This is a genomic window from Acinetobacter sp. WCHAc060006 (genome assembly GCF_004209135.1).
Lineage (GTDB): Bacteria > Pseudomonadota > Gammaproteobacteria > Pseudomonadales > Moraxellaceae > Acinetobacter > Acinetobacter cumulans.
The window spans coordinates 1-17,695 of the sequence record NZ_SGSS01000014.1 but is presented as its reverse complement, the minus strand read 5'-3'; the positions used below and the strand labels follow the sequence as shown (position 1 = coordinate 17,695).

The 17,695-nt window shown below is 39.9% G+C and carries 19 protein-coding genes; 12 read left to right on the top strand and 7 right to left on the bottom strand.

The genetic code is table 11. From position 1 onward, the window contains the following. The first annotated feature begins 176 nt into the window (after window positions 1–176). Genes EXE29_RS09740 through EXE29_RS09730 form a run of 3 tightly spaced genes read left to right on the top strand, consistent with a single transcriptional unit; the run spans window position 177 to window position 2,894 of the window. Window positions 177–752 (top strand): TetR/AcrR family transcriptional regulator, encoded by a 576-nt coding sequence (locus tag EXE29_RS09740; RefSeq protein WP_106985049.1) that lies wholly within the window; start codon window positions 177–179, stop codon window positions 750–752. Continuing rightward, on the top strand, window positions 753–1,991 hold the full coding sequence (locus EXE29_RS09735) for an MFS transporter (RefSeq protein WP_120364554.1): 1,239 nt from the start codon (window positions 753–755) through the stop codon (window positions 1,989–1,991). 3 nt (window positions 1,992–1,994) lie between these two features. Then, entirely contained in the window at window positions 1,995–2,894 is a 900-nt protein-coding gene (locus EXE29_RS09730) for a LysR substrate-binding domain-containing protein (RefSeq protein WP_120364555.1), read from the top strand. 429 nt (window positions 2,895–3,323) lie between these two features. Here EXE29_RS09730 and EXE29_RS09725 read toward each other — a convergent pair whose 3' ends face one another. Together EXE29_RS09725 and EXE29_RS09720 are read right to left on the bottom strand one after the other, a co-directional pair. Beyond that, entirely contained in the window at window positions 3,324–4,931 is a 1,608-nt protein-coding gene (locus tag EXE29_RS09725; RefSeq protein WP_106985046.1) for a bifunctional 3-(3-hydroxy-phenyl)propionate/3-hydroxycinnamic acid hydroxylase, read from the bottom strand. 342 nt (window positions 4,932–5,273) lie between these two features. Continuing rightward, window positions 5,274–5,489, bottom strand: coding sequence for a hypothetical protein (locus tag EXE29_RS09720; RefSeq protein WP_106985045.1), 216 nt, complete (start codon window positions 5,487–5,489; stop codon window positions 5,274–5,276). A 536-nt stretch (window positions 5,490–6,025) separates the two neighbouring features. Between EXE29_RS09720 and EXE29_RS09715 the strand changes: the two genes are divergently transcribed. The 5 genes from EXE29_RS09715 to EXE29_RS09695 all read left to right on the top strand — a co-directional run bounded on the left by EXE29_RS09715 (window position 6,026) and on the right by EXE29_RS09695 (window position 10,913). Continuing rightward, window positions 6,026–7,036: a CobW family GTP-binding protein gene (locus EXE29_RS09715; RefSeq protein WP_120364562.1), complete on the top strand. Its 1,011-nt coding sequence runs from the start codon at window positions 6,026–6,028 to the stop codon at window positions 7,034–7,036. Between the two features lie 140 nt (window positions 7,037–7,176). Beyond that, the gene (locus tag EXE29_RS09710) at window positions 7,177–7,707 is read left to right on the top strand and encodes a YaeQ family protein (RefSeq protein ID WP_120364556.1); all 531 of its coding nucleotides are present in this window, start codon (window positions 7,177–7,179) and stop codon (window positions 7,705–7,707) included. A 139-nt stretch (window positions 7,708–7,846) separates the two neighbouring features. Then, window positions 7,847–8,470 (top strand): MgtC/SapB family protein, encoded by a 624-nt coding sequence (locus tag EXE29_RS09705; RefSeq protein ID WP_120364557.1) that lies wholly within the window; start codon window positions 7,847–7,849, stop codon window positions 8,468–8,470. Between the two features lie 102 nt (window positions 8,471–8,572). Continuing rightward, window positions 8,573–8,911, top strand: a complete 339-nt coding sequence (locus EXE29_RS09700) for an FKBP-type peptidyl-prolyl cis-trans isomerase (RefSeq protein WP_106985042.1) — start codon at window positions 8,573–8,575, stop codon at window positions 8,909–8,911. 136 nt (window positions 8,912–9,047) lie between these two features. Then, window positions 9,048–10,913 carry a sensor domain-containing diguanylate cyclase gene (locus EXE29_RS09695; RefSeq protein WP_228198772.1) on the top strand — a complete coding sequence of 622 codons (1,866 nt, stop codon included), beginning with the start codon at window positions 9,048–9,050 and terminating at the stop codon, window positions 10,911–10,913. 16 nt (window positions 10,914–10,929) lie between these two features. On the opposite strand, the gene EXE29_RS09690 is transcribed toward EXE29_RS09695, so the two are convergent. Further along, a complete protein-coding gene (locus tag EXE29_RS09690) occupies window positions 10,930–11,376 on the bottom strand; it encodes a GNAT family N-acetyltransferase (RefSeq protein WP_120364559.1) in 447 nt (148 codons plus the stop codon). Window positions 11,377–11,647: 271 nt separating this feature from the next. Here EXE29_RS09690 and EXE29_RS09685 point away from each other — a divergent pair, with 271 nt between their 5' ends. Next, a complete protein-coding gene (locus EXE29_RS09685) occupies window positions 11,648–12,124 on the top strand; it encodes a hypothetical protein (protein ID WP_106985039.1) in 477 nt (158 codons plus the stop codon). 89 nt (window positions 12,125–12,213) lie between these two features. Here EXE29_RS09685 and EXE29_RS09680 read toward each other — a convergent pair whose 3' ends face one another. Then, window positions 12,214–13,104 carry an alpha/beta hydrolase family protein gene (locus EXE29_RS09680; RefSeq protein WP_106985038.1) on the bottom strand — a complete coding sequence of 297 codons (891 nt, stop codon included), beginning with the start codon at window positions 13,102–13,104 and terminating at the stop codon, window positions 12,214–12,216. A gap of 212 nt (window positions 13,105–13,316) precedes the next feature. On the opposite strand from EXE29_RS09680, the gene pnuC reads away from it, so the two are divergent. The 3 genes from pnuC to EXE29_RS09665 all read left to right on the top strand — a co-directional run bounded on the left by pnuC (window position 13,317) and on the right by EXE29_RS09665 (window position 14,967). Further along, the gene (gene pnuC, locus EXE29_RS09675) at window positions 13,317–13,895 is read left to right on the top strand and encodes a nicotinamide riboside transporter PnuC (protein WP_106985037.1); all 579 of its coding nucleotides are present in this window, start codon (window positions 13,317–13,319) and stop codon (window positions 13,893–13,895) included. A gap of 22 nt (window positions 13,896–13,917) precedes the next feature. Next, complete coding sequence (locus EXE29_RS09670) at window positions 13,918–14,217, top strand: hypothetical protein (RefSeq protein WP_106985036.1); 300 nt, start codon at window positions 13,918–13,920, stop codon at window positions 14,215–14,217. A gap of 258 nt (window positions 14,218–14,475) precedes the next feature. Further along, a complete protein-coding gene (locus EXE29_RS09665) occupies window positions 14,476–14,967 on the top strand; it encodes a DUF2505 family protein (RefSeq protein ID WP_106985035.1) in 492 nt (163 codons plus the stop codon). Between the two features lie 217 nt (window positions 14,968–15,184). On the opposite strand, the gene EXE29_RS09660 is transcribed toward EXE29_RS09665, so the two are convergent. From EXE29_RS09660 to EXE29_RS09650, 3 genes are all read right to left on the bottom strand, one after another. Next, a complete protein-coding gene (locus EXE29_RS09660) occupies window positions 15,185–16,474 on the bottom strand; it encodes an MFS transporter (RefSeq protein WP_117007649.1) in 1,290 nt (429 codons plus the stop codon). A 161-nt stretch (window positions 16,475–16,635) separates the two neighbouring features. Further along, window positions 16,636–16,839: an amino acid transport protein gene (locus EXE29_RS09655; RefSeq protein WP_106985781.1), complete on the bottom strand. Its 204-nt coding sequence runs from the start codon at window positions 16,837–16,839 to the stop codon at window positions 16,636–16,638. 113 nt (window positions 16,840–16,952) lie between these two features. Continuing rightward, window positions 16,953–17,543 (bottom strand): DedA family protein, encoded by a 591-nt coding sequence (locus EXE29_RS09650; RefSeq protein WP_120364560.1) that lies wholly within the window; start codon window positions 17,541–17,543, stop codon window positions 16,953–16,955. Window positions 17,544–17,695: the final 152 nt, after the last annotated feature.

Sequence of the window (17,695 nt, the reverse complement as noted above, 5' to 3'; positions counted from 1 at the left end):
TCCACTAAAGTTTAAGCCAGATTGGTCGATTAGCAGTAGTACATGCAGTCAATTAAGCTTAAAATAAAACGATACGTATCGTTTCGAAATTTTGAAAATATATTGTAGAAATTAGCTTGATCGCATAGCACCCATACATTCAAAGTGCGACGTGATGCATACAGGATAAGCATGTAATGAATGATGCCGAAAAAACATCAAGACGTAAGCAATGCATACTTAAAGCAGTGAATGAAGCTTTACTCGATGTCGACTACAGTAAGCTCAGTATTGAAGATATTGCAGCACGTGCGGGTGTAGGGAAGTCGACGATTTACCGCTGGTGGAATCATAAGTCTGATTTGGTTTTTGATGCTTTCAAAGAAAATACTGAGTCAGTCTTTGATTTGGACTTTAGCCAAACAGTGCAATACAACTTAACACAACAGCTTTTGAAATTATCTATTGCACTGAATCATCAGGTCGGTCGTGCATTGTTGGTGGTGATGGCTGAGCATCGCGAAGCTGCGGGTGACTTTTTTAAGCAGTATTTATTACCCCGTCGTGAGCAAACACGAAAATTGATTCAGTTGGCTATAGCACGTCAAGAGATTTGTGCTGATTATGATTTCGAGTCGATGCTCGATATGTTGTACGGTGCAATTCATTATCAAATTATTTTTTTCAATGCCGTACCTGATCAGCCTTATATTGAAAAGATTATTCAGGTTGCACTGGCACCAATGTTATTGGCTGAGCAGGGTGGCGCATAAATGGCTCAAGATATACAGGTGACACCAGAGCATTTATGGAATCGCTCTTTTATTTTGTGCCTATGCAATAACTTATTTCTGTTTATTTATTATTTCGCCACGCTCACGGTTTTGCCTGTTTACATCATGCAAGATTTGGGAGGCAGTGTAAAAGAGGCGGGTTTAGCCCTCACGCTATTTTTGCTTTCTTCCATTGCGATTCGGCCATTTTCAGGCTTAATTGTGCAAAAGTGGGGGAAAAAACCATCACTGCGTTATGCAGGCTTATTGTTTGTTCTTTTTACCTTTAGTTATTTGCTCATTGATAGTTTATGGAGCTTATTGCTGGTTCGTTTTTTACATGGTTTTTGGTTCAGTATTTTGACCACGGTCAATGTCCCTGTAGTGAATGACTTTATACCCGATCGCCGTAAAGGTGAGGGTATGGGCTATTTTGTGATGTCGACCAATTTAGGTGCGGTATTTGGCCCTTTACTCGCGCTCAGTATTATTCAGTTTTCTAGTTTTACGGTGTTATTTGCATTACTTACAGGCGTCACTTTTATTGGTTATGCATTTTGCTTAACGCTTAAAGTAGAAGAAAACCCGACAGTAAAAACGGTGAATAGCAGTTCAGCTGAAGTAGCTGCGCAACAGCCACGCAAAGGCATTGCTTTACACGATATTGTGGAAACCAAAGTTTTACCAATTAGCTTGGTGGCCATGCTGGTGGCATTTTCATATTCCAGCATTACCAGCTTTATTACAGCATTTGCAGACAGCAAAAAACTGTTGGCCTATGCCAGTTTATTTTTCATTGTTTTTGCCGTCTCTATGATTACTGTGCGCCCTTGGGTGGGCAAGCGCTATGATCAGAAAGGACCAAGCTCAGTTATTTATCCATCGTTTATTGCCTTTTTTATTGGTCTGGTCATTGTGAGCTTTATGCAAAACCAGTGGATTTTATGGCTATCTGCGGTATTTATTGGTGTGGGATATGGATCATTGTTTCCATGCATGCAAACGATAGCCATTCAGGCTGTGTCAAAGCAACGAATGGGGCATGCAATTTCAACATTTTTTGCTTTATTCGACATTGGATTGGCAGTAGGCTCGGTGATTATGGGCTTCCTGATTGCCAAATTTGATTATCAATTTACCTATTTATTTTGTGCTTTGATGGTGCTGTTTACCTTACTGATTTATCGTGTATCGGCAGTTCCAGCAAGTGTACAAGCTCAAACATCCAACAAGGGGTAAAATGTGGAATTGCGTCATTTACGTTATTTTGTAGCTGTGGCTGAAGAGCTCAATTTTACCAAAGCAGCACAGCGCATGTGTACAGTGCAACCTTCGTTAAGCCAGCAAATTAAAGACTTAGAGCATGAAGTGGGTGTGCAGTTATTAATACGCTCAAACCGTAAAGTGGAGCTGACGGAAGAAGGTAAGGCTTTTTTAAAAGAGGCACGTTTAAGTTTAGAACATGCAGAAAAAGCGGTGATTGATGCTCGTCAAATTGCACAGTTAAACAAAGAACAGTTAAATATTGGTTTTGTACCTGTGGCGGAAATGAAAGTTTTTCCGTATATCATGCCAAATATTCGTGCGAAGTTTCCTGAGCTTAAAATCCACTTTCATAGCTTAACCGACAGTGATCAGCTCAAGGCCTTACAGCGTGGCGAAATTGATATTGCTTTTACGCGATACCCTGCAGACTCGGCAGATATAGAAACCATTCAAGTTTTTACTGAACCGTTGGCACTTATTATGCCCAAAGACTGTAGCGCTGCGCAGCAACGACACATCAGTATTAAAACGTTTAATCAGCAAGATTTTATTGTGAGTGATGAGCACTCATCTCCTGAGTTATATCGCATTATTCAAGGTTTCTTTAAGCAATCGAAATTGGATGTCAATGTGGTTCAATATTCGACCAATATTTTGCTCAATGTCAATTTAGTCGGCATGGGGGTGGGTTGGAGTTTAGTCCCTTCTTATGTGATCCCTTTATTGGGCGATAAAATTGTGGTGAAAAGCACGATTGAACCTTTGCCCATGATTGGGCTTTATGCGAGTTATCATAAAGAGAAACGCAATGAGGCGATTGAACTGATTTTGAAGGTGTTAAGAGAACAGTTCTATATGGATTTCTCACCGCTTTAAGCATGCAGTGATGTTTATTTTAAAGCCAGTCTCTAGACTGGCTTTTTTGTACAACGATTCTCTTAATTCAATTTATGGCGAGGCGAGAAAATTACTGTGATAGCAAAACATGGCCAGAGAACAAGTTTAGAAAATGGTTTTTCGTTCTATCCTAATGGCCAATTTTCAGGCGAAACGCACTGTATAATTTTAATTGTGCGATTCAGCAAAATTTGCAGATAACTTTGCTGTGACTGATATGCATATCTATAAAAATATAGAAGTATTCACGTCTTGAATTACTGTTATGAATTAAAAAGACTCACGAGCAGAACTCGAGCTACCTGAGATTGCTAAGAGCAATTTTTGCGAATGCATAAAAAAGGCCACGCATTAGCGTGGCCTTTTTATCTGTGATCCCCTAAAAAAGGGGATCAGCAATGTCGTGCATTATTTTGCATGCAACTTAGCGAATAATTGTTCGCTCACGGCATTCATGCTTTGTGGAATAGCCAAGGCAGCCACAAAACGGTCAGGACGTAAAATCACGATAGAGTCTGAAGTTTTACCGAACCATGTGCGAATATCTGTACCGATATCACCAATCGTAATCACACCTTCAAATTTCTTACGGTTTTCATTGCCCAATTGAACCGCTGGAATCACTTGGATAAATTTAACACCCAGTTTTTGCCATTGTTTCATATTTGCTTCTGACAGACCCCATTGAGGATCAACACCCCAAGCAATCACCGCGAAATCATTCCCAATCACTTCATCTAGTAAAATGGTTTCACCATTTTCAAGTTTTACGTGTGGTTGAATAAACATTTTGCCTACAGGGCTGTCTTTACTGTTATTGGTTACCAAAGCACCGTCATTGTATTTAGGCATTGGTTTGAAACGCATTTCGAGTAAGTACTGTTTGATTGGCTTGATGTAATTTAATGCATAAGCAATACCATCACGTACAAAACCTTGCCATTTTTTAGGTGGCGCAAGTACATGACCCGCCATAACAGATAGGTCGATCATCGCTTTTGCATGGTCTTTACGTTCTACTTGGTAGGTGTCTAGTAATTCAGGACCTGCATTACCTTTCACAACCAATGCGACTTTCCAAGCCAAGTTGAAGGCATCACGCATACCACTGTTATAGCCTTGACCTTGCCATACTGGCATGATGTGCGCAGCATCACCCGCAAGTAAAATACGGTCTACACGGAATTTATCCGCAATACGTGCATTGTGTGTATAAACACGTTGACGAATGACTTCAATACCATCTGTATTTGGCAATACTTTAGACAATAATTTTGCAATATTTTCTGGTTTGCTTAATTCTTCTTGAGTTTCACCTGGCATTACCATGAATTCGAAACGACGGATACCGTGTGGTAATGCAGCCGATACGTATGGACGAACAGGGTCACAGCATAGATAAATATGTGGTGTCGCTAATGGGTCGTTTTCAATATCAATAACGATCCATTGGTTTGGTGCAGTTTCACCTTCAAAAGGAACACCTAAAGTACGGCGTACAATAGAGTTACCGCCATCACATGCGATAAGATATTTTGCAGTGATTACTTCTTCAGCGCCGTCTTTATTCTTCACATTTAAAGTCACACCATCCGCATTTTGGCTAAAGTGTGTTAAATGACGGGCAAAGCGAACTTCAGTGGTTTTGTATTGTTTTAAACCTTGTAGTAAAACATTATCCACTTGTGGCTGAATGAATGCATTACGACGAGAGAAACCAAATTCACGTGTTAATGGCTGAATATCAGCAAAGCAACGGCCTTTAGGCGTTAAGAAGCGCATTGCGTGATTTGGTGTAGTATGCGGTAGTACTTGGTCAACTAAGCCCAATGACTGAATGGTACGTAAAGATTCATCATCAATACCAATTGCACGTGGGTAATCAATTAGACTGTCGAGTTGCTCAACTACAGTGACTTGAACACCTTGTTTGCTCAAGTAGTTTGCAATCGTTAAGCCGACTGGGCCTGCACCCAAAACAGCGACTTCAGTAGTGTAATTTGCTTTATTGCTCATGTGCAAAGATCCAATCATTTGACATCCGTTGAGCTCTATTAAGGTCTAAGTGTTTGGTCTAAACAAGCTATGCATAAGTAGAGACTATGTATGCTATTCATGCCTTATTCAATTGGGTCTTTTTTTAAGTATTTGATATAAAATAATATAATTAAATTTATGGTATAGATTTAGCTAATTTATCTATTCATTTTTTCTATGGTTGATAGGCATTTTTGATCAAAAAAAGCGGAATAACTGTAAAGGTTATTCCGCTTTTAAAGTTGAATAGAGTTGATGATTCAGCAGTCCCTCAACCCAATCAACTTTATGGCAATAAAACTTCTTCTGGAGTAAAAAGAATTATTGTGCTGCTGGAGCTGTTTCTGCAGAAGCTTCAGATGCTGGTGCAGATGCATCTGCTGCAGTCGTTGTTGTGTCAGTTGTTGCAGGCTGTTCTTGTGTGCTTACAACGACTTTGTCAGTTTGAGGTTGAGTTGCTTGTTCTTCTGTTGCAGCAAAAGTTGTTAATGCTGTTGCAGATAAAAGCGAAGCTAATAATACTTGAGATAATTTCATGATAGGGCATCCTTAAATTTAATTTGATCTTTCTCAAACCAATGCATCACCATTCGTTTGGATGTAGGACATGCTAAAAGTTGAATTAAGGATGATCAATGCAACTCACAAAAGTTACGTTTAGAGATTACTTTTTGTCACATATCCATACGCTTTGTAGGGGAATTGTTGATATGGCGCCTAGAAAACAATCAAATGTAAATTATTCATGTTCTGATGTGCCATGAAATGACGATTTATCTTCACAGTTGGGTTACATCAAACAGTCAAAGTGCTTGTTTTATGAGAATATTCACATAACCAAGTGTAAGATGATGTTTCGAAAAAACAGAGTTTCGACACATAATGATAAGTACGTCACATTTATTTTTTTCTTGTCTGGTGTGGCATTGAGCTGTCTCATGGTTTATTCGTTTTAGTATTCACCTTCGGTTCTGGTTGATGAGATAGGCGAGATCAAAGCTTTTCACTTGCAAGCTCAAGTCTAAGCCGTTATAAGCAGTAGGTCTTGATGCAAACCTGACTTGGGTGAAGTTTTGAAAATTATCGCAACGCCAAAAGTGATTCCTGTCCATATTATTTCTGGTTTTTTGGGCGCAGGAAAAACCACTTTACTTAAGCATGTATTGAGCCAAAAGCCCAATGGTGAAGTGTGGGCAGTGCTCATGAATGAATTTGGCCAAATTGGGGTAGATCAAGCCTTGCTTCCACAAGATCAGGGCTATGCAGTCAAAGAGCTATTAGGGGGCTGTTTGTGTTGTAGTAGCCAAATGCCTATGCAAATTGCTTTATCGCGCTTATTAAGCGAAAACAAACCAGACCGTTTATTTATAGAACCCACAGGTTTAGGCCATCCTGCACAGCTTTTGGAGCAATTGACTGAACCGCATTGGCAAAGTCATCTCAATATGCGTGCTTTGGTAACAGTGGTAGATGCCTCTCGGTTGCATGATCGTGAGTGGAGCACGCAAAATTTATATGCAGATCAATTAAAAGCAGCGCAAATCGTTGCTTTATCTCATGTTGACCAGATGACGGATGCTGACCAGCAAGCTTTGGATCTTTTAAAACAGGAATATCAACCTTACCAACAACTATGGTTGGATGCACCGCAGGGTCAAGTAGCACTTGCACAGATCGATTTAGCATACACCGCCAGTACCCGAAAAATGCAGCCTTTATTGCAACGCATACAACAGCAACCTGAATTGGCTCAACAAGTGATTAAACAATTGCCTTATCACTATGTAGAAACGAGAGCTGACTATAGTGTGGCAGGTTGGAAGCTTCCTAAAGGTTGGCATTTTCATTTTATGGACCTGCTGGACCTTTTGTGTGAACAACAAGATTGGCTGCGGATTAAAGGAATATTTGCTACGGATGAAGGCTGGAAAAGCTTTAACTTCAATCCTGCACAATTTAATTATCAGTCGGTTGAAGAAGGCATTGATAATCGAATTGAGATTATTTACCTCACCACCGAAGCGCGTGATTGGTTAGCTTTTGAAAATGCTTTAATGCAATGTCGTATTGTAGAGGCAGAGTAGTCAGCTCGTGAGTAATCGCGTGCTAAACCTGTGCCGAATCAGGGGCAATCATGAGCCTTAAGCGATGTTTAATCATCAGCAAAGCCACATTCGACGGGTGAAATCGAGTATGCTAAGCGCCAAATTTGAGGACTTAATGTATGGCGCTTAAAGCTACGATTTATAAGGCAGACTTGAACATAGCCAATATGGATGTACACCAATATGGTGACTTTCAATTGACCATGGCACTGCATCCGTCTGAAACCATTGAACGTCTTATGGTTCGTATTTTGGCCTATGCACGTTATGCCGATGAAGCTTTAGAGTTTACCAAAGATCTCTTTGAAACGGATGAACCTGCGCTATGGGAAAAAGATCTCACAGGTCAGCTGATCAAGTGGATTGAAGTCGGCTTGCCAGACGAAGACAAAGTGAAAAAAGCGTGTGCACGTTGCCAACAAGTCGCGGTTGTGGCTTATGGTAGTTCGGTGGATGAGTGGTTTAAGCGTAATAGCAAGCTAAAAACACTTAAAAACCTTGAAGTATGGCAACTTTCAACGGCAACCACAGACGCAATTCAAGCGCTTTGTGAACGTACGATGCAGTTACAGCTCAACGTGATGGATGGTGAATGGACCTTAATTGGCGATTCAGCACAAGCTGTAATTGAGTGGGAACAATTAAAATAAGCTGGGTTTTGACCCTATTGATACGGCCAACTTGTTTCCAAATAGGGCCAATCACATGAAGAAAGATGCGGTTTAGGCTTGCATCTTTCTTTTGTTTCTGGGTATACCAAAGAGAGTTAAAACAACAATAGGCCACAGCATGCCAAATGAGATTTATCATTTGCTGATTGCACTTGGTATTGGTGCAGTCATTGGCGCAGAACGCGAATATCGAAGTAAATCTGCAGGCTTAAGAACCATGATTATGGTGAGCCTCAGTGCGTGCTTATTAACTATGCTGTCGCTGAAAATTGGGGTAGAAAATCCAGATCGTTTAGCCGCTAATATTTTAACAGGCTTAGGTTTTTTGGGCGCAGGGGTGATTTTTAAAGATGACAACCGAATTTCAGGGATTACAACAGCCACCACCATTTGGATGACCGCAGCGCTCGGAATGGCTGTTGGTGCAGGTTATGTGGTGCTGAGTTTATTTGCCACTTTTGTGGTATTGGTGGTACTGGTGTTACTCATGTATGTACAAGAGTGGATAGAGCAGCGCCATCAGGCACGTAAATACCGCATTGTATGCATGTATCAGCAAGAAACCTTAGATAAATATGAAGAGCTATTTAAGCACTATGGCATGCAAGTGATTCGTAACGAACAATATAAAAGTGAACAGAAAATTGTGGGCAGATGGGTGCTCATTGGTTCTGCACAGCACCATCGGCAGTTAACCGATTATTTGTTAGATGATCGCGATATTTTAGAGTTAAGTTTTTAAAGATAGTGACGCAACATGAGGACATATTCGCGCTTTGACAATATCGCGTTGATGAGCTGTTATAATGTCCTTATCTTGTTATATCTGTAATTAGGCAAAATCATGTCAAACGAACTTGAAATTATTGATTTAAAAATTGGTGAAGGTAAAGAGGCTGTAAAAGGTGCGTTAATTACTACGCATTATACAGGCTGGTTAGAAGATGGTACTAAGTTTGACTCTTCAATTGACCGCGGTAATTATTTTGAAACTGTCATTGGGACTGGCCGTGTGATTAAAGGTTGGGATCAAGGGATTATGGGTATGAAAGTGGGCGGTAAACGTAAACTTTTGGTACCTGCGCATTTGGCTTATGGTGAGCGCAAAATGGGCAAAATTATTCCTGCGAATTCAAACTTAATTTTTGAAATTGAATTGTTTGACGTGAAAACACGTGATTAATAGCGAAAAGTGAACATCGTGATAAACAGCAATTGCTGTTTATCACTAAAATTAAAAAATATTTGTCGATTCAGTAATTTAAACGTACATTAAGTTTGATGTGCAAAATATCTAAATAAATTGGATGCTCAAACTAGTGTCGATAGCTGTAAAATTTCTGTGCAAATTAAAAACCTGGTTATTTTTAGGTTGGTTGCTGGCGTGTCTATCGACTGTGGCGTTTGCACAGTATGAACCAGAGCCTGAGTCTTATTATTCAAAGCATCAGGTCCACACGCTTAATTTTAATACTGACAATACCATTGCCTTAGGTGGTGACTGGTTATTTTATCCAAATCATTTATTACGTGACCCCAATACCGTACTGAGGGCAGAACCTATAACGCTTCCTAGTGCCTTGGAAAAAGGCTTAGGTTCTAACCGTGGTTATGGCACTTATATTGCGCATTTTCGCTTACCTCAACATGCTGTAGGGCGCCGTGTTGCGATTAAAATTCCTCATCAATATGGCGCTTATAAGGTTTTTTTAAATGGCGACTTGCTGGTTCGTGCAGGTGAAGTGAATGCAGATTTGGCTAAAATTGAAGTTGAAAAAGCGCCTAAAATTGCATATTTCGTAGCGAATGATGCGTATTTTACGCTCAGTATTCAGGTCGCTAATACATCTGAATTACATGGGGGCTTAGAAAATCCACTGCGAATTGGCTTAGCCCGCAATATTAATCGGCAGTTTCAACAACAACAAATGAGTATAGCGGCTGTATGTGGTGCAGTGCTCGGTGTGAGTTTATTTACATTATTATTTTCATTGTTTCGTGGCCCAATGGTACGTGAAAGCCAAAAAGAGTTTGTTTTCGGTCTGTTTATTTTATTTTTGGCCTTACATAATCTTTTTACAGCGCCGTATGCTTATACCGCTTTTACCACAATAGATTGGAAACTAGGGGCACGCCTAGAATATTTATTTAGCTACATCGCGATTTTATTTTTTCTCAGCTATATCTATATGCTGAAGCGTAAATATTTACACCGTTATATTTATGGAATGTCAGTTGTTCTTCTCAGTATAAATATGGGCGCGGTATGTGTACTTGAGCCAGAGCAATTTAATCAGCTTGGTATGTATTGTGCGATTTTTTGTTTGCCGGTAATTATTAATCTTATCTATGGATTTTCACAGACGCTGAAGTTTAAAGAGAGCTATTCTGTGTGGAATCTGTGGGCTGTTATTTTCTTATGTAGTGCATTTTTAAATGACTTCTTGCTCATGGCCAATGTGATTGATTCGGTGTACTTATCTTTTGTGGCGACCAGTTTGTATGCTTTATTAATTATGTTTCAGCAATCGAGAAATTATGCGTTTTATACTTATCACACAGAGCAATTAAATACCCGCTTACTTGAGCTAAATAGTTCACTCGACCAAAAAGTGAAAAGTCGTACTGAAGAGTTGCATAACTTAAATGCAAAGCTAGAATTACAAGTGAAAACTGATGCATTAACAGGTGCTTTTAACCGCTATGCGTTAAATCATGAGATACAACAGCTATTTGATCAAACGCCAACTTATTCAGACAAAACCCTGATTTTTGCCATGTTAGATGTCGATTATTTCAAAAATTATAATGACTATTATGGGCATCTTAAGGGTGATGTGATTTTACAGAGCCTTGTGAAAGTTCTGAAGCAAAGTTTGCCTGAAACAGCATTTTTGGCACGTTACGGTGGTGAAGAGTTTGCAATTGTGATGCATAACGTGCCAATTCCCGTGGCAGAGCAATATTTACTCCAAGTTTTGGATGCAGTCCGTCAGCAACAATTTGAACACCTTAACCGTAGTGATGGCAAAGACTATGTCACATTAAGCATAGGGGTGGCGTATAAAAACCGTGAGCACCCTTATGCAAATATTCATGAGTTAATGAAAGCCGCTGATGTTCAATTGTATGCTGCAAAACAAGCAGGGCGAGACCAACTGAAGGTGAGTCCACATCAAGCTTGAGTCTAATGTAAAAGATTTATAGTGGGCTTACTTGTTTGACCAATAACATAGAATCACTATTGGAAGGCTGAGTGCGTTCGAAGCCATATTTTTGGTAAAACGGCAATGCGGTCTGTGTACTTTCTAAGGTCAATTGAGAAATATTTTTAGTGTGGCAAGTTTCAAATAATTTGAGTAACAGGGCTTCGCCAAAGCCACGAAGTTGCATCTCAGGGGCAACATAATTCAGTAGAATGTTTCCTTGATCATTCACCATAATAACGCCCGCAATGCGGTACTCATCTACATAGACCCAGCTGTCGTTATAGAGCATCCATAAGGTTAAATTTGCTTGATTCATTTCTTCAAGTAGAATCTGAATGCTACTTTCATCACGTTGATGATCGTCTATACAGGTGCGAATACTTTCGTGAATAATTTTTAATATATGCGGTATATCTTCAATCCTTGCTTCGCGTATCATATTTTTTTCTAATTGATCAATCTGAAAATATTTTTAATTTCACAAGAAAAGGGTTAAACATAAAAGCCAAGAACTGTTGCATTGTGATGCGTTTCTGAAGCATTTGTGCCTGAGTTTTATGTTTTATGACAGTTGTGTTGCGCTTTTAAGGTGACTTTGTTTTGAATATGTGACTTCACAGCGTGTGAATATGGCTGGATGGTTGGTATTTGCGTGCGCCATCTAGAAGAATAATAATGAGATGAGTGCGTAGCTCTACAGGTGAAAAATAATGCTCAATTTTTTATTGTGGATTTGTGTTCTTATTGTCCTGAGTGTGCTTTGGATGGTGATAAAGAAAATTGTGAAAAAGCAACGCTATGTCGAGCGTTTAAAGCGCTATCAAGCACCAGAAAAACTAGCCAATATTAGCGCACAAAGCGCGGGACAAAACGACAGCATTACGCATGTGGTGGATGAATATGAGCAACAATTGTTTGATGATGTTGCCAGCATGTTTTGTGAACAGCACTATGAAGTGAGCACTCTAGATGAAGCTAAAGCATTACAGGCCGAGATTCTGCGCAAAATGCCTGTGACCTGTAAAACCCAAATTCGTGCCTTAGATCTAGATGAATACTCGATTTACTGGAATTTTTACGAGCAGTCCTTGGAATATTATATGGGGCGCTATGGTGTGTTTTATGCGCATGTAGACCGTTTGGGAACAGAGCACAAAAGAGAAATTACCAAAGCTCCCATAGAATGATCTCAAGTTCGGCTAAAGATCATCTTTCATGTCATGTACTCAGTGCTACGTACAAAGGCCTTTGAAACGAGTTCGGCATGCTCACGTCATTAAGCTGATTTTTGCACAGATAGATCTTGAGTAAATGTATTGAGCATATCGTCCCATAGCTTTTCTGCACCTTGGCGGAAATAGCCCATGTGACCAATGGCTTTTAAGCCTAAATCTTTGGCTTGCACATCGATATAATGTAATGGTGCCTGACGATAGTGTTGCATAAAGGCTTGTCGTGATGCTGGTAAGGCCCAGTCATCATCTAAGGCTGCCACTGCATAAATTGGGGTTTTCACTTGAGCATATTGTGCATGCAAATGTTGTTGCTGTGGATCTGCAAAAAAGTAATTCGGGTGTTTGCACCACTGACGCCATTGACGATAAACATCCAATGGTAAATCAGCGCCCATATTAAATTTACTCCATGGCAAATAACCATGTGTAGCTACAAAGGGTGGGAAAATAATATTCCAAATTACTTGCACCTGTACTTTGGTTTTGAAAGGCATATAACCATGCCAGCCGGCGCCTGTGCCAAAGCAGTACATCATTCTTACTAGATCATGATTGCGGGTGAGTCCAAGTGCTTGTCCACCATAAGAGTGTCCAACCATATAAATGGGTAAGTCCGACTGTGCCAAATAATCGATTGCAGCAGTTAAGTCATGTTGGCCCCAATCTAAATAAGACATACGAAAGTTTTGTAATTGTGCAGGTGCGGATTGCGCAATCCCACGGTAATCAAAGGTGAGTACTTGAAAGCCCTGTGTTGTGGCATGGGTTGCAAAGCGTCGATAAAAACCTTGAGGTACACCTGTCGCACTCGCCACGACAATACTGGCCTTGGGCTGTTTACATGTATATAAATGTGCAGCAATACTGTAGCCATCTGCTGTACTGATATAAATAGGTTTTACCGCTTCATTGGTCTGAGTGTGCTGGGTCATAAAAGGCTCTTATCGTTTTATGTTTTTAAATGGTCATATAGGCTTTTCAAGTTCTATTTTTGTACTCGTGTGCTCGAATTGTCAAATGATGGTTGTATACGTACGCGTTCAGAAAGCACATGAGCAGAAAGAGGCGTGCATAACAGAAAGAGGATTGCAGTTATTGTATTTTTTTCCATAATAGCGCTTTTAAAATAAAGTAGGCGACAGGCATGTCGGAGCTCGAAATTATTGCGGTACTGGTGAGTTGTATTGCGGTTGCACTTACGGTATGTCGCCACATGTTGTGCTGGCCGTTTAATTTATTGGCTTATGTGCTTTATGCTTTTATTTTCTTTGATTATAAATTGTATGGTGAAACCATTCTGCAAATCTTATTTATGGGATTGGCAGTGTATGGCTTTTTACAGTGGAAGCAAGGTCAAGCCACAGATCATGAAATTCGTATTGAGCCTTTGCCACAGGGTCAGCTCTGGTTACAAGTTGCAGTGACTGCATTGTTTGGGGTGCTGTTTGGGGCTGGCTTAAAATTCCTCACCGATGCGGCCGTGCCGTGGCTGGATGCGCAATTGGCAGCCTTTAGTTTGTTGGCAACTTATTGGACCAGTCGAAAATATATTGCCACTTGGGTACTTTGGGTAGTGGTAGACATTATTTATGTCGGCATGTTTATTTATAAAGATTTACTGTTAACAGCGGGTTTATATGCCGTTTTTGTGCTGTTGGCGGCCTATGGTTGGTATACATGGTTGCAGGCGAAACACAAACAACAGAGCATGCCGAGTGGATAAAATGACATGGTAGAGAAAGAACATGTTAATTGATTTCAAGCTTGAGCAACAAAAGCAGTTTGATGCCGTGGCCGAGCAAATTTATCAAACACCTGAGCAATTTCTAAATTTTGCGCAGCTTAGCGACGCTTATGCAATACCGTGGTTGCAGGACTTTCCTAAAGCCACACAAATGATTGTATCTGGTTTAGATGATGGTGCAGAGCATTACTGTATGAAGCTTCAATATTTAGCACAATATATGCAGATTGATTATGCCACCCAGATCAGTGTGTTGTGGTGTGGTCGATTTGGGCATAAGCATGCGCTAAAGTTGGTATGAACTAGGCTCTAGGCGATTTAGCGGTATCAACTTTTATTGTATGTTGCAGTATTGGCATATTTAGGTGGTTGGCTCAAATGATGGTTAAGTTTGCAACGATAGGCCAGTTTGCCGATAAAATGTAGATCTATAGTCAATGTAAAGACTCGATTTAAATTATTTAATAGTATGAGTTATTCAATAGCATAAGCTATAAATCAAACTGTAATGCTACAGTGATGAATACAACAATAAAACGAAATATAAAAAGGGTATAACATGGCGCATCAATTTACTGTGCAAGCTTCAATTCAAGGCATTTCATTACAAGATTTTAAACGTTTAGCTGCTCGAACAGAACTACACGAAGCTGTGTGTAAGCGCATTCCAGGGGAGCAACTTGAAATTATTGAATCAGAAAAAATGGGCGATATTTATACGCTGAAGCGTGCTTATAACTTAGATGTAAAAATTCCTGACACTGCGAAAAAATTTTTGAAAGATGCATTTCGTTTACATCGCACGGATGTGAGTAATTTAGAGGCCATGACCTCAGAAGTGATTTTAAAGCCAAATCTTCCACTTAAGGCCAACTGCCAACGCCGTGTGACTGGCGATGACACTCATGTGGTATTTCATTTAGATTGGAATGTGAATATTAAAGTACCACTCATTGGTGGGATGTTAGAACGTCATGCTGAAAGCGAAATCCGTCGTTTTAGCCAAGTCGAAATTGAAATTATTGAAGACGAATTACGCAAGCATTTATAAATAAAGCTTAAGCGCTAGACCTGATTAATCGTGCATGTCTTATAATGTAAAAGCTTGGTCAGAATGCACGTGTTAAGCATCATGCATATATAAAAAAGAGCAGTTTAACTGCTCTTTTTGAGTTTCAAGGATGAGGTGTTTTAAGTGTTGCCCAGCCTTTTTTTAGCACATACTTTGTTAATAATCATTGTTTAACGATTTAATTTAACTCGCGCCATTAGCTCGGCCGAAAGTTGGCTTTCTCAAATTTTGCGCGATACAGCATGGCTGTGAAGAATGCCACCATGCATACCACCCAAACATAGTACAAAGCACCAATTGGGCTAAACGCGCTTAACCACTGTACCAATGGCAAAGTAATGCCTCCAGCAATGGCATAGGCCAAGTTGTATGAAAATGAAATGCCTGTAAAACGAATTTGTGCAGGGAACATTTTCACCATGCTATAAGACACCATTCCGACAGTACCTGAGCTAAAGCCCAAAAGCATATACAACACAAACACAGTCGATGGAGCAACATGACCTAAGCTGTTGTAAAACACAGTAGCCAGTACAGTGACGAGTAAAGAACCAAATAGCATGACTTTGCCCGCACCTAAGCGATCTGCCAATAAGCCTGCAACAATACAACCTGCCATTTGCATAATAATGGCCGCACTTTGCATTTTAAACGCATCGGCACGTTCAAAGCCAAAGCCTGTGCTGAGTAAGTTGGGCATGGCCAAAATCAGGACCACGACACAGCCTGTTAAGAACCATGTAAACAACATACCAATTACGACAGCTGTTTTATGCTTTGCCAGCACCTGTTTAACAGGCAGTTCTTTTGCCAGTGCTTTTTTCTCTTGCATGGCTTTAAATACAGGAGTTTCTTTGAGGTAACTACGTAAATACAGCGCTACAAAACCAAAAATACCGCCAACAATAAAGGGAATACGCCATGCCCAGTCGTGAATTTCAGCTTCAGAAAATTTGAGCGAAATAAACAGTGACATTAAAGCACCTAACAAAATGCCTAAGGATAAACCCGCAGTCAGCAGGCCATTGGCAATCCCAATTTTCTTTTCAGGTACATGTTCAGAAACAAAGGTCCAAGCTGCTGGAATTTCACCGCCAATTGCAATGCCTTGAACCATACGCATAAGTAAGAGTAATAAGGGCGCTGCATAACCAATGCTTTCGAAGGTTGGCATGACACCAATGAGTAAGGTAGGCAAAGCCATGAGTAAAATAGACAAGCTAAATAGGCGTTTACGGCCCACTAAGTCACCAAAATGCGCCATGACCACGCCACCCAGTGGGCGGAAGAAGTAACCTGCTGCAAAAATGCCATAAGTATTGAGCATGGCCCAAAATGGGCTGAGTGTACTTGGGAAAAATAATTCAGAAATAATTTTGGCGTAAAAAACATAAATCACGAAGTCATAGAACTCAAGCGCACCACCTAATGAGGAGAGGCCGAGTGTTCGTTTGTCTTCACGAGTTAGGCGTGGATGAGCTTCCATGCGAAAATCCAAGGTAAAACAAGTCAGTATCTTTGGATTGTAGATAAGGGATATTTGCTTGAATAATCAAACTTTATTGGTGGTTTAATAACTTTTAATTATATAATTTTGTATTACTTATCATGTAAATATTTAAAAAAATAGTATGCTTTAGATGAAGTTTATAGACGAATAAATTTAGGAATCACACAAAGAATAAGGCCAAGCGCCAACATGATGCTGATGTTTTCAATAAAATAAGGGTAAATAATTAAAGCAATACCGCAGATCAAGGGCACCGATTTTTGTTGTTTTTTACCATATAAAAAATAGCCGAAGCCTATGGAGCTAAACAGCACACCCAATAAAAGTATAGTCGCGTTCACGCTAACTTCCTCCCTGTAAAATTACATATATAGCAACAGGAACTGAAAATTAACTTAAGTGCATGTGTATCAGTATTTTATATCTTGGTGACTCAATTGCGAGATTAAATTGATTAAGATGAGCGCGTCTCTGAGGACTCAGTGCTTTTGGCGAAACGGCCATACACAATACGCACCAACAAAATACAGAAGATGACTGCGCCAATAATGACAATTTTATGTTGATGGGGCAGAAGCATGTGCCAAAAAATATGAAGCCAATGACTGACCTGTAAACCGACACTCACCACCACAAAGGCCCAGATAAAACTGGCAATCAAATTGATCACCAAATAGCGCAGTGCTGGATAATGCATAATGCCAAAGCTCATGGGGATGATGGTTCTTAAGCCCCATAAAAAACGCATGATTAAAATGGCAACTGTGGGATAACGCGCAATAATTTGGCTGGCACTTTCAAATTTTTGATTGAGCCGTGGGCGAGTTTGAATAAAGCCGTAGCCATATTTTGCACCAATGAAATAATACAGTTGATCGCCTAAAAAGCCACCAATCATGGCAATTCCCACCAGAGGCCAAAAAGATAAAATGTGTTGATGTACTGCATAAGCACCGAGCATTAATACGGTTTCGCCTTCAAAAAATGCACCGACAAATACAGCTAAATAGCCGTAATGTTGCAATAAGGCAGACCAGTCAAACATAATAATTTACTTAATCTCAATCCAAAGCAGGTTTATTCTCTCTTACGAGGCTTAAGCCATAATGAAAAAGCATCAAATAATTTATATTAAATAAAATACCTGACAAATGGACCTTTAATATTTGGAGTAACTTGTATGAATACGGTATTAAC